The sequence below is a fragment of the Candidatus Thalassolituus haligoni genome (genome assembly GCF_041222825.1).
Classification (GTDB): Bacteria; Pseudomonadota; Gammaproteobacteria; order Pseudomonadales; family Oceanobacteraceae; genus Oceanobacter; species Oceanobacter antarcticus.
This window is the reverse complement of the sequence record NZ_CP139482.1, coordinates 2,337,928-2,363,291: the sequence shown is the minus strand read 5'-3', so window position 1 is coordinate 2,363,291 and position 25,364 is coordinate 2,337,928. Positions and strand designations below refer to the sequence as shown.

The window sequence follows — 25,364 nt, the reverse complement described above, 5'->3', positions numbered from 1 at the left end:
TTTGTATGGTTCCGGCACTGAAGGTTCAGGGCTTATCCAAGGTTTACGATAATGGTTTTCAGGCGCTCAAGGGGATTGATTTGAGTGTCGAGCAGGGGGATTTTTTTGCCCTGCTGGGCCCGAATGGCGCGGGTAAGTCTACCACGCTGGGTATTTTATCGGGTTTGGTGCAGAAATCTGCCGGTAAGGCAGAAGTGATGGGCTTTGATGTGAATGAGCAGTCGTTTGGTGCTCGTTTAAATCTCGGCGTAGTGCCACAGGAGTTTAATTTCAACCAGTTTGAGAAGGTTGAAGATATTGTGGTGACGCAAGCGGGATATTTTGGGTTGAATGCCAAAGAGGCTCGCGAGAGTGCGGAATACCTGCTCAGGGCTCTGGATCTGTGGGACAAGCGTGATGAACCGTCCCGGATGTTGTCTGGAGGAATGAAACGACGTTTGATGATCGCTCGAGCGCTGGTACATAAGCCAAAGGTGTTGATTCTGGATGAGCCAACCGCGGGCGTAGATATTGAGCTGCGGCGTTCGATGTGGGCGTTTATGAAGGAGCTGAATGAGTCGGGCACCACGATTATTCTGACCACTCATTATCTGGAGGAGGCGGAGCAATTGTGTCGCAATATTGCGATTATCAATCGTGGAGAGATTGTTCGCTGCACCAGTGTTCGTTCGCTGTTGGCCAATATGAAATCTGAGACCTTTGTGTTTGATCTGAAGTCGGATGCGCCTGCTGACTTGTTATTGAGTGGATTTGTTGTTCGGGTCGTCGCTGCAGATTCGATTGAGGTGGTGGTGGATGAAGGTCAAAGTATCAACGAAGTTTTTACCGGTTTGTCTGCCCAAGGGTGCCAGGTACGTAGTATGCGGCCCAAGGCTAATCGCCTGGAAGAGTTGTTTGTGAATCTGGTGCGAGGAGATAACCAATGAGTCATTTGGCCGTTCAGTGGGTAGCATTAAAGACGATTGTGACTAAAGAAGTCCGTCGATTTACCCGTATTTGGCAGCAGACGCTGGTGCCTCCGGCGATTACCATGACGTTATATTTTGTGATTTTTGGTAATTTGATCGGTTCTCGCATCGGAGAGATGGGCGGTGTGGACTATATGTCCTTTATCGTTCCTGGCCTGATTATGATGAGTGTGATTACCAATGCGTATGGCAATGTGGCATCGTCCTTTTTCAGCAACAAGTTCCAGCGCAGTGTGGAAGAGTTAATGGTGGCACCGGTGCACCCGGCGACCATTCTGTTGGGTTTTGTCGCTGGCGGTGTGGTACGCGGTGTGATGGTGGGCATTATTGTCACCTTGTTATCACTGTATTTTACTGATCTGAGTATTCATCATCCTGGCGTAGTGATTGGTATCGTGTTGCTCTCTGCGGTGTTGTTTTCATTGGGTGGTTTTATTAACGGTGTGCATGCACGCAAGTTTGATGATATTTCAATTGTCCCGACGTTTATTATTACTCCTCTAACGTATCTTGGTGGTGTTTTCTACTCTATCAGTTTACTGCCAGAGCATTGGCAATGGGTCTCCCAGTTGAATCCGATTTTGTATATGGTGAATACGTTTCGTTATGGGATTCTGGGTGTCTCTGATGTTGGGGTGGTATTCTCATTTTTGATGATGGGTTTGTTTATCGTTATTTTGAGTGCGTATAGCTTGTGGTTGCTCAAGCGTGGCACCGGCATGAGGCAATAAGAGTTATGGCGATGATTGATTCTGAGTTAAATCCTCTCGGTAAGCAGTCTGACTATAAAGACGCGTATGACGCGTCATTGTTGTTTGCTATCCCCCGTGAGGAGGGGCGCTCCCGACTGCTGGCTGATGCTGAGTTGGCTCCTATGTACGGCGAAGACATCTGGAACGCATATGAAGTGTCGTGGCTGAATCCCAGGGGGAAGCCGGTGGTCGCTATTGGAGAGTTCAAAATTCCGGCAGCCGCTGCAAATCTGATTGAATCCAAGTCGTTCAAGCTGTATCTGAATTCTTATAACCAGACCCGATTTGATAGCAAAGATGACGTTCAGGCTCTTATGGTGAGAGATCTTGCTGCCGTGTCCGGGAGCGAGGTGGCTGTCGAGCTGATGTTGCTGCCTGGAGGGAAGGATTTTGGCACTGCGCCGGAGGCCTGGTGTATTGATGAGCTGGAAGTAGATATCACTACTTATCAGCCTGACGGGGCTTTGCTGGCGACAACCGCAGGGGTGTTTGACGGCTGGTTATGCTCGCACTTGTTGAAGTCCAACTGCCCGGTTACTGGTCAGCCAGACTGGGGAAGTGTGTATGTCTATTATTGTGGGCCTGCCATTATTCCTGAGTCCTTGCTCGCCTACGTGGTGTCGATGAGGCAGCATCAGGGCTTTCATGAACAATGCGTCGAACAAATGTTTCAGGATATAACCCACTACTGTCGGCCTGATGTTTTGACAGTCTGTGCCAGGTATGTGCGCCGAGGTGGGTTGGATATCAACCCGGTACGCTCTTCGCTTGATGGAGTCTGTCTGGAGAACTTTCGTACGCTTCGTCAGTAGTGGTTTGAACAGCTGAATCCGTTGTTATTTGTCTTGTGATTTTACCTGCGCGGCGGCCGTTCTGGCTGCTCGTTGCTGTGCCGTTGGGGGTTGCCGTTCTGGCGCTCGGGTCTTGACCTGATTTCTCAGTTTACTGGCTGCTTGCTCCAGTGCATCGGCGACCTTGTTGCGTTCGCTGTCACGAACCTTTTCCGATTCCAGATAAAGTGAGAAGCCTTCGGTTTCATGGTTCATAAATCCTGCGTTTGCACCAAGGTCGCGGCGGTAATCAACCACCTGATAGAGGGGTACCGGGTCGCGAAAGCCTTTTACCATGGCGGTGCCGCGTTGTCGGCAAATGATCTTGTCTTTGACCAGTGAAAATGTCTCGTGGGAAATCAGAATTTCGCCGGCATCGGCAGCACTCTCAAGCCGACTGGCGAGGTTAACTTCCTTGCCGACGATGGTGTAGTCCATTCGGCTTTCGGTGCCGAAGTTGCCGACGGTGCAGTAACCGGTATTGATGCCCATGCGAATTTGTAATGGGGTGGTCATGCCTTGTTCGGTCCAGTGCTTTCTCAGTTTCAGCATATGGCGGCGCATTTCAATTGCCATGGCGACGCAGGCCAGGGCGTCTCGCTTGATGCCTTTGGTGCTCGGGTCGCCAAAAAAAATCATAATGCCATCGCCGATAAACTTGTCGATGGTACCGCCATATTTCATGGCCACCTCTGACATATCGGTAAGGTAGCCATTGAGCAGGTCGGTGAGCGGTTCCGCTTCCATTTGCTCGGAAAGCGAAGAAAACCCGACAATATCGGAAAAGAAAATGACTAGTTTTTTGCGCTGGGTTTCGAGCTTGGCTTCACGTTTGCCATTAAATATGGATTCCCTGACCTGAGGGGCAACATAGCGTGATACTTGGGTGGACAATTCTTGATAGCGATCGATCTGGCTTTTAAGACGCGATTGCATAGCGCCAATCTGATCTCCTTGGCGTATGGCGAATAAGGCCAGTGCGGCAAAAAAAACGGCGGTGGCAGCCCCACAAGTAATCACCAGGCTATTGGGAATGGCGGCGGCTTGCTCTGAACCTGAACTGAGCCAGAGGTAAGAAGCAAACATGCTGGTAGCCGAAATTAATACCCCGGACAGCCAGCTGGACTTGCTGCCGGTCAGAATCAGACTGGTGTTGAGCATCAATAGCGTGGGTAGGGTTAATTCAATGGGAACTTGAACCAGCCCCAGTAACAAGCCGGTGATGGCGGCATCTACCTGTGTCCAGAAGGTGAGCGCGGTGTTTCGACTCCATGGGAGGCGACGCTCAATCACTTCCACCAGATGCGGGTACACCAGGCAAAACGCCATGGCTGCCCAGAAATTATCAGGCCAGTAATGAGTAAAAATACCAGCGGCTATCGTTAATGCGCCAGTGCCGTAGCCCAGAATGCGTGCGATGTAGTCTGGATGAGGATGGGTCAGGGGGGCTGTGTCAATGCCTTCGATCACGTCGTTCATAGTCCTGCCAAGGGTACTTCGGCTTTACGCCGCCCTGAATAAAGTGAATTGCTATGGTCTGTATAGCGGTAAATGTGAGCTTCATCAAGGAGAGTCCGTGATGGGTGGCAATGCGATTGATATATGTTCTGAGGCTAGGGTTAAAATATGACAAAACAACGAGGGAGTCTTTATAGGTGTAGTGTAGGTGGTGTAGGTGTATGGCGAACTGAGTTGACAGAGGCCGCCTCCAGCGCTTTGGTGGATCGTATGTTGGCGAATAAACAAGAATGAAATGCCACTGGAAGTGGAGACCGGGTAATTTGCGTCAGAGCGAGGCTGCTGGCTGGAGCTGAACAGTCGCCTTTGATGTAACGTGTTTGGGATGTAACGTGTTTGGGATGCAACGTGTTTGGGATGCAACGTGTTTGGGATGCAACGTGTTTGGGATGCAACGTGTTTGGGATGCAACGTGTTTGGGATGCAACGTGTTTGGGATGTAACGATGAAAAGGCCGATGATTTTGGTTGACATGTTCTATATCGATAAGTATATTGCGCGGCCTCTGTTAGGGGTAAATTCCTAATCAAGGTGAGGTGTCCGAGTGGCTGAAGGAGCACGCCTGGAAAGTGTGTATACCGCAAGGTATCGAGGGTTCGAATCCCTCCCTCACCGCCATTAAAATTCCTTTAAAATCAATTAGTTACTGATTTTTAATCGCTAAAAGTCTCTTCTTGGGAACGTTTCTGGGAACACGATCGAAAAAAAGCAGCCGTCTGGCTGCTTTTTTTGCTTCTGCCGCCCGGTCTGAAATTTATGAGCGCTCTACCATCGTTCGGCAAACAGTGTTCAAGCCGTCAGACAGAGTGGTGTGAATGATTCGGATATCCAGATTCTCTGCCATATCAAATTCGGACAGTTTCTGAATACACGGATAGCGTCGTTCTTGGTTACTACACCGTGGATTGGGTATGGTGGCAATTCCTCTGTCTGATATTCAGCCGTATTGGTGCTTCTCCGTTATACTGGCGCATCTTGCTGTATCGGTTCGGTTGTTCACCATTGAAGCCGACAGTGTTTGTTGCGGAAATTCAGGTTTTTATGTCTTCAGCGTTATCAGTATCGACAGCCACCATCTTGCAGTTTTTCTTCAGACACGGTGCCACCACGGCGATGTGCCGCTGGTTGGACTTCCGTTTGTTTGTGGCGCAAAAACATCTCCGTCTGGAAGCCAGCACACAGGTTGAAAATTACGACGCTGACACCTTGTCTCCGGCGGAGTATTTAAACCGTTGGGAGCAGCGTGCCTTGCAACAGACCGATACGTCTGCGCTGACGACTCCGGCGCGGTGGGTGTTGCTGTTGCTGGGATCACTTGTCGCACTGGTCGGGTTGGCCAGTATGGCGGGGGTATTGAATTACTCGGGTCGACAGCCGATCAATATCTGGGTGCCGCTGGTGCTGTTCGCATTTTTGCCCTTGCTGCTGACCTTGAGCAGTGCGTATGTTGCGTTGTTTTCAGGCGCTCGTCAGTCTGTGGCTGGGCATCCGTTGCTGTTGCAGTTGGCTGACAAACTCAGGCTGAAACACTTTTTGCCATACCAGAATGTCTTGTTTCCCTGGCTGGTCTGGCAAGCCCAGTTGCTGGGGCTGGTGTTTTCCGTGGCGGCATTGCTGTCGTTTTTTGCACTGGCGACGTTTCAGGATTACCAGTTTGGCTGGTCTTCAACCTTGATAACCGATAATGCCACCATGGTGCAAATGATGGCGGTGATCAGTTGGCCCTGGCATTGGCTGGTGTCGTCGCCGGGTGTCGAACTGATCAGTCAGAGTCGTTTTACCGCCCAAGAGATGGCTGCGCAGGGTATCAATCAGCGTGGCTGGTGGTTGACGCTGGTAATGGCGGTGACGGTGTACGGTATTTTGCCCCGTGTGGCGCTGGCGTTGTTGTTGCGCTGGCGTTTTATCCGCCAGCTACGCTGGAGCATTCTTAACAGTGCCGATGTTGAGGAGTTTGTGCTGGCGCAGCAGTATCAACCGAGCCGCAATCCGCTGGTGTCTGATGACCCGCTGGTATTGCCAGATGTGATTGATATTCGCGCCACCAACGCCGATTTGATCAGCTGGCAGCAACCACAATCGGACTGGCCAGTGGTGAAAAACCTTGGCAGCGGCGACTGGCTGGAAGACGAGCAGTGGCTGTCATCGTCGGCCAGTGCCCGGCCCAGGCCGGTACTCCTTATCGTTGATCCGCTCCAGACACCCACCGGTGAAATGGCCGACTGCATCGAGCTGTTGCAACAACAAAACACGGTGGTGGTACTGGTACTGGTATCCACTCAGATAGATGCCGAGCGTTATGAGATCCAACTCAAGTCCTGGCAGTTTTTCGCCAGTCGTCATCACATCGCATTAAAGAAGGGGCATTAAGGTGGCAGCGCCGGTATTTGCGGTTGTCGGGCACCCGAATAAGGGCAAATCGAGCATCGTGGCGACGCTGACGCGTCAGGATGCGATTCGGATCTCGGAGATTTCCGGTACCACAACGGCGGCACAAGCGTTTGAATTACGTGTCGATGGTATTTGTCATTACCGGCTGATTGATACTCCGGGGTTTCAGCGTCCGCGTCAGGTGTTGTCCTGGTTGCAGCAACACGCGCCTAATGCCGCCCAGCGCAAGCAGACAGTGCAGAGTTTTGTGGCGCAACAGCGGTGTGAGCCAGGCAGCAAGTTTCAGGACGAAATCGAACTGTTGCAGCCGATTCTGGCCGGTGCCGGAATTATTTATGTCGTTGATGGCTCATTGCCTTACAGTCCTGAATTTGAAGCCGAGATGACCATTCTGCAATGGACCGGGCAGCCCCGCATGGCGCTGATTAACCCGATTGGTGGTGCGGCCTATGTTGAAGAGTGGCAGAACGCTCTGAGCCAGTATTTCAGTGTGGTGCGGGTGTTTGACCCGATGACGGCCGACCGGCAGAAGCAGTTCGCGGTTTTGTCGGCCTTTGCAGAATTGTATGAGCCCTGGCGTCCGGCGATTGAGGCGACGATGGCGGCGCTGACCACCTATTTTGATCGTATCGCGGCGCAGGGTGCCATGATCGTTGCTGAGCACATGGTGCAAATGATCAGCCATGTGAGTGAAGTCCGGGTGCCCGCCGAGTTTGTCAAAACGGCGCTGGAAGCCCAGTTAAAAAACCAGTATCAGCACCGTCTGCGTGATATCGAAGCCAGTATGCAGCGTCAGTTACAGGCGCTGTTTGCGCACTCCCATATGCGTATTCATGCCCAGGCGTTAAGTGCTGATTACCCGGATTTGTTTGATAGCAGCCATTGGTATCTGTATGGGCTGGATCGGCAGAAAATTGTCGCGCTATCTGCATCAGCGGGTGCTGCTGCAGGCGCTGTACTCGACGTTGGCGTGGGCGGCAGTTCCTTTATGACCGGGGCGCTGGCGGGTGGCTTGTTATCCGGGCTGGCCTCGTTGGCGGCGACCTGGAAGCCGGAAAAGCTCAATATCAAGGGAATCCCTGTTGCCGGTAAAACACTCACTGCCGGGCCAGCTCGGGAGCTGACCTTTATCTTTGTTTTGCTGGGGCGGGCGATAGACTTTCTGGAGATGATTCTGCGCCGTACCCATGCCGACCGCACGGTGGCGGAGTTGAAGGCAATCAGCTTGTCAGAGCGGTTAAACCAGCTGCCAAAAATGGAGCAGGTACAGTTAACTCGCAGTCTGCAAAAAGCCGCTAAAGGATTGAACGACAAGGAATTGTTGCAGCTCCGAGACTGGATTTTACAACTGGCTCAAGCGGTGTACAGCGCGGTTGATTAACGCCAGGCAAGCCCGGCGCAACCAGGCAATCAACGCCAGGCAATCAACGATAGATACGCTGCGCCCATTCGGTCAGGCCGGATACCACACTGCCAAAATGATCGCCATCCAACAGCGGAATATCACCCAGGGTGCGGGCTACCGCTTGCCGAATCATCGGTGAGCGGGCGCTACCGCCGGTAATAAATACCCGATCTGGTTGTACACCAGCCTGGGCGACCGCTTCCGCCATCAGCTCGGTTATACGCTGTAATGGTCGCTGAATGGCTGCTTCCAGTCCGGTTTTCACCATCTCGGTACCAAGCCCGGCTTCAACAAAGTCCAGTGCTACACGGGTGGATTCGGCATCGGACAGGGCGATCTTGGCATTTTCTGCGCAACGTACCAGTTGCTGGTTTTGCTTGTTGGCCTGCAATCTTAGCAGGCGGCTGATCAGCTCCGGTTGCAGACAATCGCGCTGCAGTTGTTGCAGCTGGAGGGTGGTTTCCAGGCTGCTGAAACGAGACAGAGCACTGACATCGTTGGTGCAGACCGCATCAAGAAAGGTTTTGGTGGGCATGGGTTTACCGCTTTTGAGGCTGGCGTGCATGCCAAACAATGGCATCAGCTGTTTGCCTGCCAGCGCAATATCGAGGTCGTTACCACCGATACGTTCGCCAGTATGGCCAAGAAAATCTGCGCTGCGGTCTTCGCGGTCGCGGTGATCTGGCCCCATTCGTACCATGGCGCAGTCGCTGGTGCCACCGCCGATATCGACCACCAATACGGTCTGGTTGTCGGCAAGAGTGCGTTCAAAGCTCAGACCGGCGGCAATCGGCTCATAAAGAAACTCGACCTCACTAAAGCCGCTGCGCTGGGCAGCACGGCTCAGGATCGCCAAAGCCTGGTGATTACTGTGCTCGGCATTCACACCCTGGAAATTGACTGGCCTGCCGATCACAGTGCGGGTCAGTGGTTGGCCGAGCGATAACTCCGCACGCTGCTTTACCGTTTGCATCATGGCGGTAACGATGTCTTCAAAAAAATGCACAAACTCGGGGCGTAACCCACTGGCACCGAGATAGGACTTCGGGGATTTGACGAAGTAGCCTTCTTCTGGGTCGGAAAAATACTGGTCAAAGGCTCGTTGGCCGACCAACATCACCGCTTCAATATCTTCCGCTGCTGATCCAAGATCCAGCTCGCGCCGGGCACGTTGGGCCAGCTGTAATGGCCCACGTCGAGTGGCGATAAACTCATCCCGCAGCGGGCCAGCAGTCATGGCCAGGCCGACCTGCTCGCAGATCAGTTCACGACCCAGTGCATACAGCGCCGACGGCATAAACGCATGGTCGCCGTCCACGGCCAGCAGTTGTACGACATCCTGTGGTTTAACGCCCATGGCGCAGTTGGAAGTACCGTAGTCGAAGCCGCAGATCATGGCGTTCCTCTTAAACAGGGCGTGAGAAAAAGTCGCGCACATTAGCACAGGGGCTTGGTGGGTCAAGAACACAGCGGCAGAATTCAGCGGCATCGACTGGCCTGGTTAGCCCGTTTTGTCTGCAACCTTCGATCAAGGCGGAGTGCGGGTAACACCCTGCTTAAGGAGGTCAAGGCTCGATACAAAGCAGTATGTTGGCCAGACCCGGTACTGCGCATGCTACGGCAGGCCAATAACAATAAACATGGGCCAAATATGATGAAGAAAACACTTTCCACTTTGCTGATCTGCGGTTCAGCACTGACCGCTTCTTGTGCCAATATGAACGGTATGCATGAACAGTCAATCGTCACAGAGTCTGTCAGGGTCAATGCACCTGCTGCCGATGTATGGCAGCTGGTGGGGGAATTTAATGACCTCAAGCGCTGGCATCCGGCGGTCAAAATCAGCAAACAGGTGTCCGATCAGCGTTACCTGACCTTGCAGGACGATACCGAAATGGTTGAACAGGAAACCGCTCGTGATGACAGTGGTATGAGCTATAGCTACCGCATTGTGTCCAGCCCGCTGCCAGTGGCTGCCTATAATGCCACGATCAGTGTGATGGCGGTGGGGGCCAGTCAGTCAGAGGTGACCTGGCGTTCCAGCTTTGATGCCAAGGGGGTCTCGAAAGCAGAGGCGGAAGCGACTATTCGCGGGGTCTATCGCGCCGGTCTGGATCATTTGCAACAAATGTATCGTTAGGACTTTTGCCATTAAAAATCGTTAACGCTATCCACCTGGGCAGGCTGTTATGCCTGCAGGTGGATCGACTCATAGGGCTGTTCATGCTCCGGGCAGTCGGATTATGGTTTTACTGCTAGAATGCTCGTCCACTACCTGGTGTTGGCCCTCTGGCCAATTCCCTGCCCAGTAAGCGAGTTTCCATGACTGCCAATGTTAGCCAACCCTCTGCCAATACTCTGTTTAATCCGGTACTGATTGCAGGCTGCCTGATTATTCTGGTGGGTTTTGCGATTCGATCGTCGTTTGGATTATTCCAGATTCCAGTGGCCGAGGCGTTTGGCTGGTTACGGGCTGATTTCTCTTTTGCCATTGCGTTGCAAAATCTGTTCTGGGGTATAGGCCAGCCGATGTTCAGTGCGCTGGCGGAAAAATACGGCGACCGCAAGGCGATTCTGGCAGGCGCTTTCTGTTATGCCACTGGGTTGGTGCTGTCTTCATATGCGACGACGCCAGGGCAGCATCAGCTGCTGGAAATGCTGGTCGGTTTTGGAATCGCCGGAACCGGTTTTGGCGTTATTCTTGCCGTTGTTGGCCGTGCAACGGCGGAAAAATACCGTTCACTGGCGTTGGGTATTGTCACTGCCGCCGGCTCGGCCGGTCAGGTGGTTGGCCCACCGTTAGCGCAATACTTGCTGGATCAGATGCCATGGCAATCGGTATTCGTGACCTTCGCCGGACTGGTGTGTGTATCCATGTTGGCGTTGTTATTGATGAAGGTGCCGCCACCCGCTGCGGTACAGCCAGGAGAAGATAACCTCGGCCAAGTGGTGCGGCGGGCCATCAAGGATCCGACCTTTATTTTTATCTTCCTCGGTTTTTTCTCGTGCGGCTATCAGCTCGCCTTTATCACGGCGCATTTTCCGGCGTTTATCAGCGAAATGTGCAGCGCAATCGAACCAAACGGCATACTGCATTCGATCGGGATTACCTCTACCTCAACGCTGGGAGCCATGGCGCTGTCTTTGATCGGGGTGTTCAATATTATCGGAACGATTCTGGCGGGCTGGCTGGGCAACCTGTATTCCCGCAAGTACTTGCTGGTGGGTATCTATGTGTTGCGAACCCTGATTTCTGCCTTGTTTATTATGAACCCGGTGACACCGGAGACGGTTTTCCTGTTTTCGATGTTGATGGGCGGATTGTGGTTGGCAACGGTGCCGATCACTTCAGGACTGGTGGCCCAGATTTACGGCTTGCGTTACATGGGTACGTTATATGGGTTGGTGTTTTTATCGCATCAGATTGGCGGCTTTCTGGGCGTCTGGCTGGGGGGCAGCCTCTACGATCTGTATGGCAACTATACGCTGGTGTGGTGGGTTGGCGTCGGCGTCGGAGCCTTTTCTGCCTTGATACACCTGAACGTGGATGAACGTCCATGGAATCGGCGGGTGATGCTACAGGCAGCATGACTGCTCTGGTAACGGCCTTTGAACGGATGATTTTTTGCGTTCTTTTTACGGCTCGAAATGCAACAATCCGTAGCAATTGCCATGACAATGATGGCGACTGCTGGTACGTGTTTTCCTGTCCATCCATTAAACAAGACATTGAATGATTCCATTGCCCCAGGCCCCAATTACCCCAGGCATCAGACCCCAAGGTTTATTCGAGCCACAACATACGTGAGGGAAGCCCGTGATTGATGCCCGCGTAACCACGCGTCTTATGGCCATGCCGGTACTCTGGATGGGAAGCGTGCAGATGGTGTTTGGTGGCCTCTCGGTGGCGTTGTTTCGTGATGACGTGGCCCGGGTTTTTCTGGAACCGGGCCTGGCGATGTTGCTTGGTGGTGGCGTGTTGTTCTGGAAAATGCGAAGAACCAATTTGGCGCTGGCATCCTATCAGGATGCGCTGTTCTACGCGGTGGCCACCTGGGTAGTGACCGGTTTGCTCGGAGCCTTGCCAATTCTGTATATCGAACACGTCAGCTTTGCCGATGCGGTGTTTGAATCCGTCAGTGCCCTGACCACCACCGGGGCTACTGTTTTGAGTGGGCTGGATAACATGCCGCTGACGTTTTTGCTGTATCGCCAGTTTTTACAATGGATGGGCGGGCTGGGCATTGTGATTTTTGTGGTCGCCGTGTTACCCATGCTGAACGTTGGCGGCATGCGCCTGCTCAAGGCCGAGACGCCGGGGCCAATGAAAAACGACAAGCTGTCTCCTCGTATTGCCGACACCGCCCGGCATCTCTGGGGGGTGTACATCACGGCGACGCTGGCTTGTGCCCTGTGTTACTGGCTGGGTGGTATGACCGTCTTTGACGCCTTCGCCCATAGTCTGGCGACCGTTTCTACCGGTGGCTTCTCCACTCATGATGCCAGTATGGGCTATTTCGACAGCCAACTACTGCTGGCCATTGCGGATGTATTTATGCTGGTGGGGGCGATCAGTTTTGCAGTGCATTTCCGGGCAGTTCACCGGGCTGATCTGAAGGTTTATTGGGTTGATGAAGAAACCCGGATCTTTCTGCTGATTGTGATTTGCCTGTCGCTGATATTGACTGCCTACCTGTTAGCGACCGAGGTGTTTACCGATGTGCTGGAGTGTCTGGGACGGTCGTTTTTTCACGTGATCTCGTTTATTACCAGCACCGGATTTGCTGCAGATGATTTTGTCAGCTGGCCCGCCGCTGCCGGTTTCCTGCTGGTATTCAGTGGTTATCTGGGCGGCTGTTCCGGCTCCACTGCCGGGGGCAACAAAATCATTCGTAATATCCTCACCATCAAGCTGGTCAATCAGGCGGTGGGGCATATTCTGCATCCGCGCTCTATTTATACGCTCAAGTATCAGCGGCGACCGGTGGCCGAGGACGTACAGGGGTCGGTGATGGGGTTTATGTCGTTTGCGGCGGCGTCCAGTGCCGTGCTGACCCTGATGATGATGGCAACCGGTCTGAATTTCTGGTCGGCATTTACTGCTGTTGCTGCCTGCATCAATGTACTCGGCCCAGGGTTTGATCAGGTTGGAGCCAACTTCAAACCGGTATCGGATACTGGCAAATGGATACTCTCCGGTGCCATGATTCTTGGACGGTTGGAGTATTTTACGGTGTTTGCACTGCTATCACCCAGGCTGTGGCGAGCGTGAGCCCGGCGTAGGAAATATATCTGGCCTGACTCCGGGCTCGCTTCACCCTTTACTCTGCCAGCGCATTTGCCGCCAGATTTTTTGTTGTTCGGCGTTGAGAAAACTCCAGGCGATAAAACGACTGCTTTTCTGCCCCTGCGTCATGGTGATGACCTGCTGCTGTACTGCACCGACGTCACGCAGCACTTTCTCCAGTGCTGGCAAGGCCGCCTGCCGTGATACCAGCGAAGTAAACCAGTACACCTGACTGGCGTAGTGTCGGCTTTCTTGCATCATGCGGCTGACAAAGCTCACTTCACCGCCTGCGCACCACAGCTCGTTACTCTGGCCGCCGAAGTTCAAGGGTGTCTCTGCGTTCAACGCTGTGCTGTCGGGCTGTTGGTCATCCCACTTGCCGAGATTTTTCCACTTGCGTTGATTGCCACGGGCCATCTGCTCGGGCGACTCATGGAAGGGTGGGTTGCACAGCGTCAGGTCGAGAAATTCCTTGCCCTGCAACACATGCTGAAAGTAACACTGGCTGTCAGGCTGCTGCCGCAGGCTGATAGCGGGTTGCAACGCAGGATTGGCAGCCAGAATGCGTTGTGCGGATGCCAGCGACAGCGGATCGATATCAGCCGCAATAAATTGCCAGCCATACTCACTGTTGCCGATCAGCGGATAAATGCAGTTAGCGCCACAGCCGATATCCATTACCCGAATGCGCTTGCCCGCAGGTTGCTTGCCACCATTGGCGGCTGCCAGTAAATCTGCCAGATTATGGATGTAGTCCGCTCGACCGGGTATGGGAGGACAGAGGTAGCCGTCAGGAATATCCCAACCATCAATCTGATACCAGTGTCGCAGCAATGCCCGGTTCAGCGCCTTGATGGCCTGCGGATTGGTAAAGTCGATGGAATGATTGCCCTTCGGGGTTGGCCGAATAAAATCACCCAGCTCCGGACTGACGGCCATGAGCGCCTCAAAATCATAACGCTGCTGATGACGGTTGCGAGGATGCAGCCCGGCTGCCGTGCTCTGGACACGGGGGGCTGACGGTTTGCTGTTGGCAGAACGGGAAAACGACTTTCGGGACATAACAACTCTTGCGTATCGGACGTGCAGCGAAAAACAGCGGGCAGTATAAAGACCATTGGCGAGAGGGGACAGCACAGCCGCCGATGTGTTGTGGTTCAGTGTGCACTAACGCCAGTTACCTGTCTCTCTCGGGGGGGTGTTCAAGTGTGCGGTTATTATCTGAATTCAGGTGTGAATTCAGATATCCAACAGACTATAAGCCGGATTGTCGGTCTAACGGTCAATCGTGGGCTTTTTGTCCTGATATATTGGCTCCAATCGATCAATTGATATGAAAGCAGATATGATCTGAATCATTATTCCGGTGTGTCGCGAAGCTACAATCACTGCCTTGTTTATCTGGGGCTACCAGCCTCGTTCTGTACGAACCGTTGCCAGGCTGTGTTATTCGGGATGGTATTGACGGGGCGTATTTCTGCGATTATTGGAGGTGGTCGTGAGCTATTTTATCTGGGATTCCACATATGACATTGGCGTTGATATTATCGATCGCCAGCATCGGCGTATCGCGGACTATATTAACGATTTACACCATGCGATTGAAAATAATGACGTGGAGGAAGTCTATAGCGTTATGGAGCGGCTGAAAGATTATACTTTTGACCATTTCAGTTTTGAGGAACAACTGATGGAGCGGGCCGGGTATCCACTGTTGGCAGCCCATTTACAGGTACACCGGCGATTTTCTGCGCAGGTCGAGGAGCTGAGTGTGCAGCTTTATGGCGGTACAGACCCGATGAGTGTTGCACGCAAGGTACGTACCGGACTGATGCGCTGGCTGTTGCAGCATATCAAGGACGAAGATCAAAATTATGCAGAGCTGGTGCGCAAGTCATTACGTAAGGAAAGTGGCTGGGTAAGCGCTACCCTGAAACGTATTTTCGGATCGGTCGATCATCCTGTCTGATCCGGATGCGCGCCAGGGTGCGTCTACAAATGTGCGCTCCGGCTTCCGGCAGTCATGGATGATACGGCTGGCGCGGAGCTGGTTGCTCCGGCCAGGCTTTGTCTGAGTAGAGAACGACAAATTAAGAACCAGGCAAGCCAGTCAAAAACAGGGCAGATAATGCCGCGTTACAGTTGCCGATACCCTTCTTCCATCAGCACCCGCTGCACAACCGGGCGACGAGCCATGGCCTCGTAGTGAGCCTGACAGGCGTCCGGCAGCGTCATTTCCAGGCGCTTGGCCCAGAATTCGTTATAAAACAGCGCGGCATCTACTATAGAAAACTGGTCATAAAACAGTGCTCCGGCAGATGCTTCCAGCCATTGGGCAGCTTGATGAAAACCCTTCTGCACCAGTGTTCGACCCTGGCGTTCAATGGTGTCGCGATCATCGGCGTGTAGCAGGTAGCGGTCGGGTGTGAAAATACGGGTAAAACCATGGCCATGCAGGGTGCCGACCAGATAATTGAGTCGATCCAGAGCCACGGCCTGAGCGGTTAGATCTTCCGGTAATAATTGTTTTTTCGGCCAGCGCTGGGCCAGCCACCAGGCAATGGCGGCAAAATCAGTCAGGGCGGTGCCATCGTCCAGCACCAGTGTGGGAATTGTGCCTTTCGGATTAATCGCCAGATACTCCGGTTTCTGGCCATCTCCGGCTGGCAGATTCAGCACGTGGGCGCTGAACACCAGCTCCAGCTCTTCCATCAGAATATGAATACCTGTCGAGCAGGAGCCTGGGGTCATATAGAGCGTCATCATGAGGGGTTATCTCTTCATCAAAGGCGTTGTTTTGTTTATCTCGGTACTGCAAATTGATAACCAATCACTTCACGCTGTCATCTCGTCAGGTGGCCGCAGGCAACCAGCGCTGTGGGCGTTATCAGGGTGCTTAGGTGCTGTCGCAAACCCGACAAGCCAGACTGTGGCCAAGGTTTTGTCGGGTTTCAGCCGAGTGGCTGGGTGGTATAACCCCCCCACGGCTGGTGACGATTCGCTTGATCAGCGGCGGCAACGGCAGGGAACGGGGATTGCAATCAACCCTGGCCCCATATCTCTAGCCGGTTGATATTGTTTATGACTGATTCTTCGATTTCCCAGGACCTCTCGTTGCAGCTGGACTGGTCTGACTACCGTGATGCCGGTATGGGAGATGCCTATGCTGACATTCCCAAATACGGTGGCCATTACGCCAAAGCCATTGCTGCCTGTATCAACAGCCGTCAATGCGAAGCTGACGGCAAGCAGGTGATGTGTCCCAGCTATCGCATCAGTGGCGATCCCAATCTGGCTACCGGTGGACGAGTGCGTTTGCTCAAGGCGGCGTTGTCGACTTCTCAGGCTCAGTCGCCACTGCTCGACCCCGAGCTGCAACAGGCCATGGATTTGTGCGTCAGCTGCAAGGGCTGTAAACGGGAGTGTGAAAGTAATGTCGATATGCCGCTGATCAAGGCTGAATATCTGGCGCAAAAATACGCTCTCCAGCCGCGCAGCTGGCGTTCCCGGCTGATGGCCGCCTTGCCGCAGTGGCAGCATCAGCATCCGTGGATGGATGCCTTCATACAGCTACGCAATCGCAGCAGGCTGTTGCGCCGAATTGTCGATCCGCTGATGGGGCTGAACCCGGCGGTGAATTTGCCAACGCGGGCAGGGCGCTCGATCAAACAGCCCGATAGTGCCAATGGATCCGGTGTTTCTGGCAACCTGAATGGCCATAAGGTGGCGCTGTTTATTGATACGTTCACACGGTACTACGAACCGCACATCGCGGCAGCGGCGATCAGTGTGCTGGAGGCCAGTGGCTATCAGGTCATGTTGCTGCAGCCAGAATCTGGAGGACGATCGGAGCAGGATTCGCGTCCCTACTGTTGCGGGCGTACCTGGCTGGCACAAGGCATGATTGATCAGGCCAGGGCAGAGGCCCGTCGGCTGATTCAGGCCATAGTGCCGCTGGTGGAGCAGGGCTACAGCATTGTCGGGTTGGAAGCTTCCTGTGTGCTGGGGTTAAGAGACGATGCCCAGGCGCTTGGTCTGGGAAAGGACGCCGTGACAGCAGCCAAAAACAGTTTTTTATTCGAAGAATTTCTTGCTCGTGAGGCCAAGTCCGGACGGCTCAATCTGTCGTTATCCAGCCCGGCCAGCGCTACGCTGGTACATGGCCATTGTCATCAAAAAGCCGTTGGTGCGATGAAGTCGGTACGGCGGGTGCTGAAACTGCTTCCTGATCATGCCTTCGATTTTATCGAATCCAGCTGCTGCGGCATGGCAGGCAGTTTTGGGCTGGAAGCCGAGCATGCGCAACACAGCCTGGCCATGGCTCAACAAGACTTGCTACCTGCGCTGGCAGCACGGGGAGACCGCCAGGTGATTGCCAACGGGTTTTCCTGCCGACAACAAATACGTCATCACAGCGATGCCAAGCCGTTGCACCTGGCCGAACTGATTGCCGGCTGTCTGGAAGATTATCCTGCTCGCTCAGCCGATCAGTCCCCAAATGAGGGAGATGTCAGGGAACGGAACATCAGGAAGCAGGAGGAATCACCCATCGAAACGTCAGGTTAACCCGTGGCTGGTGGATGCCGGTTTCGGCAGGTACGGCGTGTTCCCAGTGTTGCTGACAGGGCGGCTGCATCAGCCATAAGTCACCCGAATGTACCGGAACGGCTATTTCAGGTTGTGGTTCAGGTTGTGGTTCATGTGTGTGTTGGTGTCCCGGCGTAATCTTTGGACGCAAGCAGAATGCCCGTGTTGCCCCGACCGATAACGATGCAATCACCGGCGCTGGCCCCAACTCCGATTCGTCGTCGGCATGCCAGCCAACACTGTCCTCTCCAGATCGATACAGCGTTGCCAGCACGGAGTTAAACCGCTGCCCAGTCAAAGATTCCACCCGCTGACGTAACCGGTTCAGCCGCTCTGGCCAGGGCAGGGTTGTCAGTAAATTATCGGAGTAGCGATAGCGAATACCAGCATCTGCAAACCAGGCTTGCTGGCGAGGAATCGGAAAACGACGGCCAAAAGCCTCGTAAAAGGCATTGCCCCAGGCCACTTCATGCAGCAGCCAGTGCAACCATTCATCTGCCTCTGACTGGGTCAATATTGACCCCAGATACAGCAGGCCAGCCCGTGTTGCTGTTTCGTTTGCTATTGCATTTGCTGTCGCACCAACCTCCATATTCTGCTCCTGAGATTGCCAAAATTCATTACTGCGGTTACAACCGCAATAATGCCATGTCGGTATTGCAGCATTGATGCCAGGCTGCTGGGTCAGGATGTCATCCAAGAAGATTCATGCCGAGTTTAAGACAATGCGGGTTGCTGTCTGTGCGGAAAATATTAATTGATAATGTTGTAATGTTCTTTTTTAGGTACTTTAATAAAAAATATTGAATTAATGTTCTACTTTAAGGACTTTAAATTATATTTCGATTATTTTATTTTAATGTGCTAATTTGTACTCGTTAAGTGAAAATAAAGCACTAAAGTCCTCAATAGGTATCGTTATGAGTCTATCTGGAAATTCTGCGACAGCACTTGCAGCCGAGCTGGGCGAACGCTTGAAGCAAGCCCGGTTGAACCGCGACCTGACACAGGCTGATGTTGCCGAGCAAGCAGGCATCGCCAGAAAAACCGTCCTTAATGCCGAGAAGGGCAAGGCCCAGCTGGACATCTTTATCGCCATTCTGGCGGTGTTGGAACTGACGGATCAACTGGAGCTGTTTTTGCCCAAGCAAGAGATTTCACCCATCCAGCTGGCCAAGCTGCAGGGCAAGCAGCGGCAGCGTGCGTCCGGGCAACGACATCCTGACCAGGAGGCAAACACAGAATGGTAATGGAAGTTGTTCGGGTGATTTACCAGCAGCAAGACGTCGGAGCGGTGAGCTTTAATACCACCACGGGGGTCGGCGCGTTTGAATACGATCCGGCCTTTATACGTCAGGGAATCGAGCTTGCGCCCCTGAAAATGCCACTGGCAAAACGTATCTACAGCTTTCCGGAGCTGGACTTCAACACCTTTAAAGGTTTGCCAGGCTTGATCGCTGATTCGCTCCCGGACGACTTCGGTAACGCCGTGCTGAATGCCTGGGTGGCGGCGCAAGGCAAGTCGCCTGCCGATATCACACCGTTGCAGCGGCTTCAATACACCGGGATACGGGGTATGGGTGCGCTGGAATATCTGCCCGCCACCCGCATCAAAAGCCTCAATGCCTCACATTCTGTAGCGATTGAATCCCTGGTCGCCATCGCCCAGGACGTGGTGGATTGTCGTGATGACTTTGCCGTGAAGCTGAGCCACGGCGGCCAGGAAGACCGCGAAGCCATGATGTCTTTGCTCTCGGTTGGTATGAGTGCCGGTGGCGCCCGAGCGAAAGCCGTACTGGCATTTGATGACAACTTCAAACAGGTACGTTCCGGCCAGGCACAGGTACCTGATGGCTTCACCCACTACCTGATGAAATTTGATGGTGTCAGAGAGCACAGCAAACAGCAGGAAACCTTTGGCGACCCTATGGGCTTTGGGACGATGGAATATGTTTACTACCAAATGGCGACCGCCTGCGGTATTGACATGATGCCTTGTCACTTGCTTGCCGAAGGCCCTCGGCGGCACTTTATTACCCAGCGATTCGATCGCCAGGCCTCAGCTGATGACGAGGGTAAAATCCACGTCCAGACCCTGAATGGCATTGCCCATGTCGATTATAAAAAACCGGGTTCCTTCTCCTATGCCGAACTGTTTGGTGTGGCCCGGCAACTGCGGCTGTCGGCGTCAGAAGCGGAACAACTGCTTAAACGCATGACGTTTAATATCGTTGCCCGCAACCACGACGATCACGCCAAAAACTTCGCCTTTATGTTGCAGGGAAATAAGTGGTCTCTGGCACCCGCCTACGACCTGGCCTACAGCTACAAACCGGGCAGCCAATGGGTCAACAGCCACTGGATGAGCCTCAACGGCAAACGGGACAACTTTACCCGGCAGGACATTTATTCCCTGGAAAAACTCAGCCCGCTGTTCACCCGAGCCAGAATCAACGCCATTCTTGATGCCACTCAGGATGTGGTCTCTGGTTGGAAAACACTCGCCGCTGCGGCGGATGTGCCTGATTCGTTAATCCGGGAAGTAGAACCAAACTTGCGGCTGGGGATATGACTCAGGCTCCAACGTCGCTCTGTTTATGCAATCTTGTTACGCAACACTATATTCATGCTGCGCCACTGCTCATCGCGGCAGACAACTGGCAGTATGGCCCTTCTCCTGACTGATCTTGCGGATACCCCAACGTGACTGGCTCCTTGCTGTTGAACCAACCCCTGCAACGCTGGCTAGCAGGTGCCCCGGCTATCAAGTTGTTTGCTGGCTTGCTGCTGCTGTTCGCTTTGCTACTGGTCTTGGCCAATGCGCTGGTGGTCAATTTCCCGGCATGGATGGCGGGAGTGCCGTTGTGGGTTGCCACCCTGTTACTGGCCCCGCAAATCAAAGTGGCCCAGCGCAAACAGATTGGCGTGCTCTTGCTGGTGGGGGCCGCCGGGCTGGTCTTTGCCGGTTGGAGTGGCTCGGGTGGGCGGTACTTGCTAAAAGCCGTGGAGGGTAACCAGATGTTACTGGCCATGCTGATTGGCGTCAGTTTTTTGCGGCTGGTGGCGCTGGCTGGCATAACCGCGTCTGAACAGCTTCCACGAGGACAGCGAGCGTTACAGCAAACCCTGCTCAGTACCCATCTGTTTGCCTCCGTGCTGAATATTTCTGCTGCGCTGATTGTGGGTGACCGGCTGCGACACGCACGTAACAACCAGCCGTTACAGCCAGAGCAGGGGGTGGTGTTGCTACGGGCATTTTCAACCTGTGCCTTCTGGTCGCCGTTTTTCGCCGCCATGGGGCTGACGCTGTTGAGCGCGCCCGGCTCTCAGCTGGCCACGCTGGTATTGTTCGGCCTGCCGTTGGCACTGGCCGCCTTGCTGTTTTCTGCCTGGGAAATCAGCCGTAACCCGGAGGCTGAAAATGCCCTTGGTTATCCGTTGCAGTGGTCGTCACTCTGGATGCCACTGGTGTTGGCCGTGCTGGTTATTATCAGCCACTTGATCTGGTCAGAACTGGCGGTACTGACACTGGTTACGTTGATTGCCATGGTGTTTTCGTTTATTTGGCTGGCGTTAACACGCGGGATCAAAGGTCTGAACGACGTGGGTCAGTACATCACGGTCGGCTTGCCAGGGCTGTGCAGTGAAATCGCTCTGTTTTTAGGCGCAGCAGTATTAGCCGCCGGGGTCTCTGCCACCATGAACACACTGGATATTTCTGTTGCCCCTGAACACTTCGGCGCTCTCGAAGCCTGCATCACACTCGTTATATTAATTGTGGTCGCCGTCGCTGGTATGCACCCGGTAACCAGCGTGGTGTTGGCTGGCAGTTTATTGGCAACCAGCGTCACCGACCCTAACCTGCTCGGACTTACCTTGCTGATGGGGTGGGCCGTGGGCGTCGGGTTGTCGCCGCTGTCTGGTATTCAGCTTACCTTGCAAGCCCGCTTTGGCATGAGCGCTCGCGCCATGATGTGGGCCAATCGCTACTACGCACTGCTGATAGTGCCGCTGTGTTGCGCCACTTTATATGGGTATGAGTGGGTGACGGATATGGGTATGAGTGGGTGACGGATATGGGTACGAGTGGGTGATGGGGGCAGTAATCCATGTGATGTGATTGCGTCTACATTGTGTGTCTGCGGCAGAGTTCATCGTGCTGTGTACCAAGACAATAATCACAGATTCATGTGTACGTCGATCAGGCCATTTAAAACGGCTACCTGGCAGGCTTAGGGCTGTCTTGTGTCCTGTAGCGAACCCGAGGCCCGCTCTGGATTGAGTCAACGCCATTCGCACATAGACATACTACGTAATACGAGCATGTATATGCCGCATGGATGGCGTGACAGCCCCCATGCCCATGGGGCTGTTGTTGTTCAGGCGAAGAAGCGTTTTTTCATGCGGCTGACAAAACCACCTTCGATTGATTTACGCACGTAGGGCACATAGTCCTTGTCGTCGCGCTGAATATGGTTGGTCAGCCAGAGGCCGATATCCGACCGTACTTCCTTGGCGACTTTGAAGCAGTCTTCGCCGTTTTCAAGGCGTTGATCGTACGCCAGAGCGCGATTACGGAATGCCTCATGTACTTTGGAATGAGCCGCCAGAATGGGATAACTGGCACGCTCCATCAAGGTCTCTTCAAAAGCGTTGTGGGAGATTGAGTAGTCAATCAGTGACCTGGCAATCTGTTTCACGACATCTGGATCCTGGAGTCGAATGGCTCTGTCGACTTCAAGCAGGTATTCAAATATCCGCTTGTGCTGAGAATCAATCACATCAATCCCGGTTTCGAACTCGGGCACCCACTGGAATTGCAACATGTGTATTTCTCCTTCAAGTTTACATAGGTTCAGCAAAATCTATTCCAGTATTAATGTTATTAAATTCAATAAGTTACGATTTGTCGGAAAGTGCACTTGTCATGTTTATGACATTTTAGTATCCGTTTTGTTACATAGATGCGTTGACTGGATGGTCTGCGAGGCTGATGCGGGCCAGTGTGAAATTCCGGCTGGATATTGGCGTGGATGGTGATATCTGCATGTTTGGTCACAGGGTTAACAAACAGGGCGAGATCGATTGTGAACAGAAGATGGCTTGGCCGGTATTGTGAGGACGTCTGGATCTGTAGCTGACTGTCGTGGCTATTTATCTTGGCAGAAGTACTAGCGGCTAAAGAAGTGTCATTCAAACCCGTAAGTATTATTCCTGTTCCAGGCCTGCGGATGGATGCTGCGTACACTATGCCTTGGCGCTACTTTGGGCCTCGGCGCTAATTTTGGCTGCAAGCAGCTATTTCCTCGATTCTGGCTCACGCAACCTAAAGCGGATCGGTCAGCGGGCAGCTCAACGAAGCGCTATTGAGTGACGGCTCCACGTAACGGAATGAACCCAACATGATAAAAATAATAAAAAACCGGAAAAAGAACCTGATAAAAATGCTGATGGTACTGCTACTGTCAGTACCGGTTGCGGCCGAGACGATACGTTTCGGTATGATCACCACACCAGACCACGCCTGGTCACGGTTGATGCAACAGTTCAAAAGCAGCCTGGAAAATAGCTCCAGTAATGCCATTCGAGTACGCGAATCCCGCTTTGCCAAGGTGCGTGGTGAATCCAGTATTATCGAATTACTGGGTCGCGGTCAGCTTCAGGCAGCCATTGTTGCGGTAGGGTCTTTGACCACACTCGATCCATCCCTGAATGGCTGGTTAATGCCTTATCAATTTTCAAGCGCTGCCCAGTTGCGCCTTGCGGCACAGAGCGATGATGCCAAAGCCATGCTGGCCGGGCTGGAGCGTCATAATCTGGTGGCGTTGGGATACGTCTTTTCCGGTATGCGTGTGATTATGACGCCAACGTTGATGACCAGCGCCAGTGATCTGAAAGGCAAGCGAGTCGGCACCTTTCCAAATGACGTATTCTACAATTGGTATCGGCAGCTGGGCGCTGACCCGCAGCCGATCCAGATTCAGGATATCCGGCTCTGGTTTGAACAAGAAAAAATAGATGCTATCGATACCGACCTCGCCACCGCCGTTGATCTGCAGCTATACGATCAGGCACCCAATCTGATGTATACCAACCACATGGCATTCCCAGGGGTGTTTGTGGTTTCAAAAAGCTGGTGGGCTGCACTTGCATCAGGCAAGCAGCAAGCGATTTCGGCAGCTTTTTCCCAGGCGGAAAAGACGACCTTTGCAGCGTTGGAACAGTCCGAAAAGGCAGACTTGCAACAGCTGCGGGAGCGGGGCGTTACCGTGAAAAAATACACCGAAACCGATTTTAACGGTGTACCCAAAAAACTGCGGGATTTTTACTACGGTACTAACGAGCGTTTGAAACGCTTTGGGATGGCGCAGGAATACTAGGAGCCTGTCGGACTTAGGCGTTCGTCGCGAGGGAAAGACTGGTTTGAGCGATTTTTGCGCAAATTTGAGGCGAATAGTGGTTCTATTTAACCAGAATTTGCTCAAAAAAGAGCCAGATTCAGCTTTTCCGCAGTAGGGCAGCCCTAAGCCCGACAGGCTCTTAGGTCATTCTCGATTATTTAACGTGGCCTGTCAGGAGGGAAAATCCCGTCAGGCAAGGCGTTGGACGCAGAGAATGGCCAGCCTATTTCAAGTCCAATAACACCGCATGGGGCGTTGTTGACCGCTACTCAGCAACAGGGCCGCTGCAATCGTTGAGAACGCCCGCTAAGGCTGGCTGGACAGATACCCCAGCCCCTCGTCAATAAATGTTCCGATCTTCCTGTATCCGTGTGATACCAGCACGGCTTCTATACGTGTCCAGTCCAGATTGAGGTAATCGTGAACAATGGCGTTACGCATGCCGATAGCACCTTTTAAAACGGCATGGGGTATTTGGCTTTGCAGCATGTCGTGGGCCTTTAGAGCGGTGCCGTAACCATCACCAGAAGCTGGAATATTGGCTTGTTTGCAGCAGTGTTTGGCGACGCCGATGGCGGCTTCTACCAGTATTTGCAAGCTGCGCTCGACGGCCAGACGTTCAATCTTTCTCAGTGGTGCCTGGGTTGCCAGCTCGGCCAGCTCGGCCAGTGTATCGAGCTGTTCTTGTGTGTGCTGGCGCATGGATTCAATGTAGGTTGGTGTCATGCTCGTTGGCTCCAGTAAAGCCACTCATCCCACTTTGACCAGATACGTTGTTCCATAAACATTGCGTCGGCATCACCGAACAGGCGTTCGCCTTCGACCGCTTCGTAGGCCAGCGGGGTTGGTGTTTTGGCAATGGATACGCAATGAACGGTGAGGTGCAGGGCTTTGGACAGTTCATAATCCAGCTCTGGCAGAATTTGCCAGTCGTCCTGATCTTCCAGTAACAGCACGGCGAGATCGACATCGCTGTGTTGGTTGGCGGTGCCTTTGGCGTAACTGCCATACAGCCAGGCAGCCAGAATCCCTTGCTGCTGCAAGTTGTGTTGAATCTGCTGGCGCTGATGATGGGTGAGTGTCATGCCGGAGAGTGTAGCGAAAGGGTTGGGGGTTGTCGAAAGCCGATGGGGCTGGGGGAATGGAGAAGGGTGGGTGTGCAAGCACTAAATCACTGCGTGACTCGACAGGGTAAGAAAATCTGTACTGGCTCCCACGCGGGCGC

General features: G+C 53.2%; 22 protein-coding genes and 1 tRNA gene. 15 read left to right on the top strand and 8 right to left on the bottom strand.

All coding sequences use genetic code 11. The features are described from left to right. Nucleotides 1-5: 5 nt before the first annotated feature. From SOJ49_RS10570 to queF, 3 genes are read left to right on the top strand one after another with little or no spacing between them, the layout of a single operon-like run. Nucleotides 6-926, top strand: a complete 921-nt coding sequence (locus SOJ49_RS10570) for an ATP-binding cassette domain-containing protein (protein ID WP_369854475.1) — start codon at nucleotides 6-8, stop codon at nucleotides 924-926. Next, nucleotides 923-1,699: an ABC transporter permease gene (locus SOJ49_RS10565; RefSeq protein WP_369854474.1), complete on the top strand. Its 777-nt coding sequence runs from the start codon at nucleotides 923-925 to the stop codon at nucleotides 1,697-1,699. Before SOJ49_RS10570 ends, SOJ49_RS10565 begins: the two co-directional genes overlap by 4 nt. A gap of 11 nt (nucleotides 1,700-1,710) precedes the next feature. After that, complete coding sequence (gene queF, locus SOJ49_RS10560) at nucleotides 1,711-2,532, top strand: NADPH-dependent 7-cyano-7-deazaguanine reductase QueF (protein ID WP_369854473.1); 822 nt, start codon at nucleotides 1,711-1,713, stop codon at nucleotides 2,530-2,532. Between the two features lie 24 nt (nucleotides 2,533-2,556). Here the strand turns inward: queF and SOJ49_RS10555 are convergent, their stop codons facing one another. Beyond that, nucleotides 2,557-4,029, bottom strand: a complete 1,473-nt coding sequence (locus SOJ49_RS10555) for an adenylate/guanylate cyclase domain-containing protein (RefSeq protein ID WP_369854472.1) — start codon at nucleotides 4,027-4,029, stop codon at nucleotides 2,557-2,559. Between the two features lie 569 nt (nucleotides 4,030-4,598). On the opposite strand from SOJ49_RS10555, the gene SOJ49_RS10550 reads away from it, so the two are divergent. The 3 genes from SOJ49_RS10550 (at nucleotide 4,599) to SOJ49_RS10540 (ending at nucleotide 7,840) form a co-directional block, all read left to right on the top strand. Then, nucleotides 4,599-4,686: transfer RNA gene (locus SOJ49_RS10550), tRNA-Ser, on the top strand. A gap of 423 nt (nucleotides 4,687-5,109) precedes the next feature. Beyond that, nucleotides 5,110-6,438, top strand: a complete 1,329-nt coding sequence (locus SOJ49_RS10545; protein ID WP_369854471.1) for a DUF2868 domain-containing protein — start codon at nucleotides 5,110-5,112, stop codon at nucleotides 6,436-6,438. 1 nt (nucleotide 6,439) lies between these two features. Continuing rightward, nucleotides 6,440-7,840 (top strand): DUF3482 domain-containing protein, encoded by a 1,401-nt coding sequence (locus SOJ49_RS10540; protein WP_369854470.1) that lies wholly within the window; start codon nucleotides 6,440-6,442, stop codon nucleotides 7,838-7,840. A gap of 43 nt (nucleotides 7,841-7,883) precedes the next feature. Here SOJ49_RS10540 and yegD read toward each other — a convergent pair whose 3' ends face one another. Next, a complete protein-coding gene (gene yegD / locus SOJ49_RS10535) occupies nucleotides 7,884-9,260 on the bottom strand; it encodes a molecular chaperone (protein WP_369854469.1) in 1,377 nt (458 codons plus the stop codon). Between the two features lie 255 nt (nucleotides 9,261-9,515). Here yegD and SOJ49_RS10530 point away from each other — a divergent pair, with 255 nt between their 5' ends. The 3 genes from SOJ49_RS10530 (at nucleotide 9,516) to SOJ49_RS10520 (ending at nucleotide 13,136) form a co-directional block, all read left to right on the top strand. Beyond that, on the top strand, nucleotides 9,516-10,004 hold the full coding sequence (locus SOJ49_RS10530) for an SRPBCC family protein (protein ID WP_369854468.1): 489 nt from the start codon (nucleotides 9,516-9,518) through the stop codon (nucleotides 10,002-10,004). A gap of 182 nt (nucleotides 10,005-10,186) precedes the next feature. Further along, nucleotides 10,187-11,455 carry an MFS transporter gene (locus SOJ49_RS10525; RefSeq protein ID WP_369854467.1) on the top strand — a complete coding sequence of 423 codons (1,269 nt, stop codon included), beginning with the start codon at nucleotides 10,187-10,189 and terminating at the stop codon, nucleotides 11,453-11,455. A gap of 226 nt (nucleotides 11,456-11,681) precedes the next feature. Beyond that, on the top strand, nucleotides 11,682-13,136 hold the full coding sequence (locus SOJ49_RS10520) for a TrkH family potassium uptake protein (RefSeq protein ID WP_369854466.1): 1,455 nt from the start codon (nucleotides 11,682-11,684) through the stop codon (nucleotides 13,134-13,136). 42 nt (nucleotides 13,137-13,178) lie between these two features. On the opposite strand, the gene rlmF is transcribed toward SOJ49_RS10520, so the two are convergent. Further along, complete coding sequence (rlmF, locus tag SOJ49_RS10515; protein ID WP_369854465.1) at nucleotides 13,179-14,213, bottom strand: 23S rRNA (adenine(1618)-N(6))-methyltransferase RlmF; 1,035 nt, start codon at nucleotides 14,211-14,213, stop codon at nucleotides 13,179-13,181. Nucleotides 14,214-14,649: 436 nt separating this feature from the next. On the opposite strand from rlmF, the gene SOJ49_RS10510 reads away from it, so the two are divergent. Then, nucleotides 14,650-15,120, top strand: a complete 471-nt coding sequence (locus tag SOJ49_RS10510) for a bacteriohemerythrin (RefSeq protein ID WP_369854464.1) — start codon at nucleotides 14,650-14,652, stop codon at nucleotides 15,118-15,120. 167 nt (nucleotides 15,121-15,287) lie between these two features. On the opposite strand, the gene SOJ49_RS10505 is transcribed toward SOJ49_RS10510, so the two are convergent. Then, on the bottom strand, nucleotides 15,288-15,917 hold the full coding sequence (locus tag SOJ49_RS10505; RefSeq protein WP_369854463.1) for a glutathione S-transferase family protein: 630 nt from the start codon (nucleotides 15,915-15,917) through the stop codon (nucleotides 15,288-15,290). Nucleotides 15,918-16,232: 315 nt separating this feature from the next. Between SOJ49_RS10505 and SOJ49_RS10500 the strand changes: the two genes are divergently transcribed. Further along, nucleotides 16,233-17,717 carry a (Fe-S)-binding protein gene (locus SOJ49_RS10500; protein WP_369854462.1) on the top strand — a complete coding sequence of 495 codons (1,485 nt, stop codon included), beginning with the start codon at nucleotides 16,233-16,235 and terminating at the stop codon, nucleotides 17,715-17,717. Here SOJ49_RS10500 and SOJ49_RS10495 read toward each other — a convergent pair. After that, nucleotides 17,677-18,330, bottom strand: a complete 654-nt coding sequence (locus SOJ49_RS10495) for an alpha-ketoglutarate-dependent dioxygenase AlkB (RefSeq protein ID WP_369854461.1) — start codon at nucleotides 18,328-18,330, stop codon at nucleotides 17,677-17,679. The two genes, SOJ49_RS10500 and SOJ49_RS10495, sit on opposite strands and share 41 nt — an antisense overlap. Nucleotides 18,331-18,658: 328 nt before the next feature. Between SOJ49_RS10495 and SOJ49_RS10490 the strand changes: the two genes are divergently transcribed. The 3 genes from SOJ49_RS10490 to SOJ49_RS10480 all read left to right on the top strand — a co-directional run bounded on the left by SOJ49_RS10490 (nucleotide 18,659) and on the right by SOJ49_RS10480 (nucleotide 21,809). Beyond that, on the top strand, nucleotides 18,659-18,988 hold the full coding sequence (locus SOJ49_RS10490; protein ID WP_369854460.1) for a helix-turn-helix transcriptional regulator: 330 nt from the start codon (nucleotides 18,659-18,661) through the stop codon (nucleotides 18,986-18,988). Beyond that, a complete protein-coding gene (locus tag SOJ49_RS10485) occupies nucleotides 18,982-20,310 on the top strand; it encodes a type II toxin-antitoxin system HipA family toxin (RefSeq protein ID WP_369854459.1) in 1,329 nt (442 codons plus the stop codon). The genes SOJ49_RS10490 and SOJ49_RS10485 overlap by 7 nt, the downstream gene beginning before the upstream one ends. A 131-nt stretch (nucleotides 20,311-20,441) precedes the next feature. Then, nucleotides 20,442-21,809 carry a hypothetical protein gene (locus SOJ49_RS10480; RefSeq protein ID WP_369854458.1) on the top strand — a complete coding sequence of 456 codons (1,368 nt, stop codon included), beginning with the start codon at nucleotides 20,442-20,444 and terminating at the stop codon, nucleotides 21,807-21,809. A 308-nt stretch (nucleotides 21,810-22,117) separates the two neighbouring features. Here SOJ49_RS10480 and SOJ49_RS10475 read toward each other — a convergent pair whose 3' ends face one another. Further along, nucleotides 22,118-22,564 (bottom strand): bacteriohemerythrin, encoded by a 447-nt coding sequence (locus tag SOJ49_RS10475; RefSeq protein ID WP_369854457.1) that lies wholly within the window; start codon nucleotides 22,562-22,564, stop codon nucleotides 22,118-22,120. Nucleotides 22,565-23,140: 576 nt separating this feature from the next. Between SOJ49_RS10475 and SOJ49_RS10470 the strand changes: the two genes are divergently transcribed. Next, nucleotides 23,141-24,118, top strand: coding sequence for a TRAP transporter substrate-binding protein (locus SOJ49_RS10470; protein ID WP_369854456.1), 978 nt, complete (start codon nucleotides 23,141-23,143; stop codon nucleotides 24,116-24,118). 327 nt (nucleotides 24,119-24,445) lie between these two features. Here the strand turns inward: SOJ49_RS10470 and SOJ49_RS10465 are convergent, their stop codons facing one another. Next, the gene (locus SOJ49_RS10465) at nucleotides 24,446-24,865 is read right to left on the bottom strand and encodes a DUF86 domain-containing protein (protein WP_369854455.1); all 420 of its coding nucleotides are present in this window, start codon (nucleotides 24,863-24,865) and stop codon (nucleotides 24,446-24,448) included. After that, a complete protein-coding gene (locus tag SOJ49_RS10460) occupies nucleotides 24,862-25,224 on the bottom strand; it encodes a nucleotidyltransferase domain-containing protein (RefSeq protein ID WP_369854454.1) in 363 nt (120 codons plus the stop codon). Before SOJ49_RS10460 ends, SOJ49_RS10465 begins: the two co-directional genes overlap by 4 nt. Nucleotides 25,225-25,364: the final 140 nt, after the last annotated feature.

Excerpts from the sequence above, each read along its gene's own strand:
- SOJ49_RS10570 (WP_369854475.1), top strand. The coding sequence starts at position 6 with ATGGTTCCGGCACTGAAGGTTCAGGGCTTATCCAAGGTTTACGATAAT.
- SOJ49_RS10565 (WP_369854474.1), top strand. The coding sequence starts at position 923 with ATGAGTCATTTGGCCGTTCAGTGGGTAGCATTAAAGACGATTGTGACT.
- queF (WP_369854473.1), top strand. The coding sequence starts at position 1,711 with ATGATTGATTCTGAGTTAAATCCTCTCGGTAAGCAGTCTGACTATAAA.
- SOJ49_RS10555 (WP_369854472.1), bottom strand. The coding sequence starts at position 4,029 with ATGAACGACGTGATCGAAGGCATTGACACAGCCCCCCTGACCCATCCT.
- SOJ49_RS10545 (WP_369854471.1), top strand. The coding sequence starts at position 5,110 with ATGTCTTCAGCGTTATCAGTATCGACAGCCACCATCTTGCAGTTTTTC.
- yegD (WP_369854469.1), bottom strand. The coding sequence starts at position 9,260 with ATGATCTGCGGCTTCGACTACGGTACTTCCAACTGCGCCATGGGCGTT.
- SOJ49_RS10530 (WP_369854468.1), top strand. The coding sequence starts at position 9,516 with ATGATGAAGAAAACACTTTCCACTTTGCTGATCTGCGGTTCAGCACTG.
- SOJ49_RS10525 (WP_369854467.1), top strand. The coding sequence starts at position 10,187 with ATGACTGCCAATGTTAGCCAACCCTCTGCCAATACTCTGTTTAATCCG.
- rlmF (WP_369854465.1), bottom strand. The coding sequence starts at position 14,213 with ATGTCCCGAAAGTCGTTTTCCCGTTCTGCCAACAGCAAACCGTCAGCC.
- SOJ49_RS10505 (WP_369854463.1), bottom strand. The coding sequence starts at position 15,917 with ATGATGACGCTCTATATGACCCCAGGCTCCTGCTCGACAGGTATTCAT.
- SOJ49_RS10500 (WP_369854462.1), top strand. The coding sequence starts at position 16,233 with ATGACTGATTCTTCGATTTCCCAGGACCTCTCGTTGCAGCTGGACTGG.
- SOJ49_RS10495 (WP_369854461.1), bottom strand. The coding sequence starts at position 18,330 with ATGGAGGTTGGTGCGACAGCAAATGCAATAGCAAACGAAACAGCAACA.
- SOJ49_RS10490 (WP_369854460.1), top strand. The coding sequence starts at position 18,659 with ATGAGTCTATCTGGAAATTCTGCGACAGCACTTGCAGCCGAGCTGGGC.
- SOJ49_RS10485 (WP_369854459.1), top strand. The coding sequence starts at position 18,982 with ATGGTAATGGAAGTTGTTCGGGTGATTTACCAGCAGCAAGACGTCGGA.
- SOJ49_RS10475 (WP_369854457.1), bottom strand. The coding sequence starts at position 22,564 with ATGTTGCAATTCCAGTGGGTGCCCGAGTTCGAAACCGGGATTGATGTG.
- SOJ49_RS10470 (WP_369854456.1), top strand. The coding sequence starts at position 23,141 with ATGATAAAAATAATAAAAAACCGGAAAAAGAACCTGATAAAAATGCTG.
- SOJ49_RS10465 (WP_369854455.1), bottom strand. The coding sequence starts at position 24,865 with ATGACACCAACCTACATTGAATCCATGCGCCAGCACACACAAGAACAG.
- SOJ49_RS10460 (WP_369854454.1), bottom strand. The coding sequence starts at position 25,224 with ATGACACTCACCCATCATCAGCGCCAGCAGATTCAACACAACTTGCAG.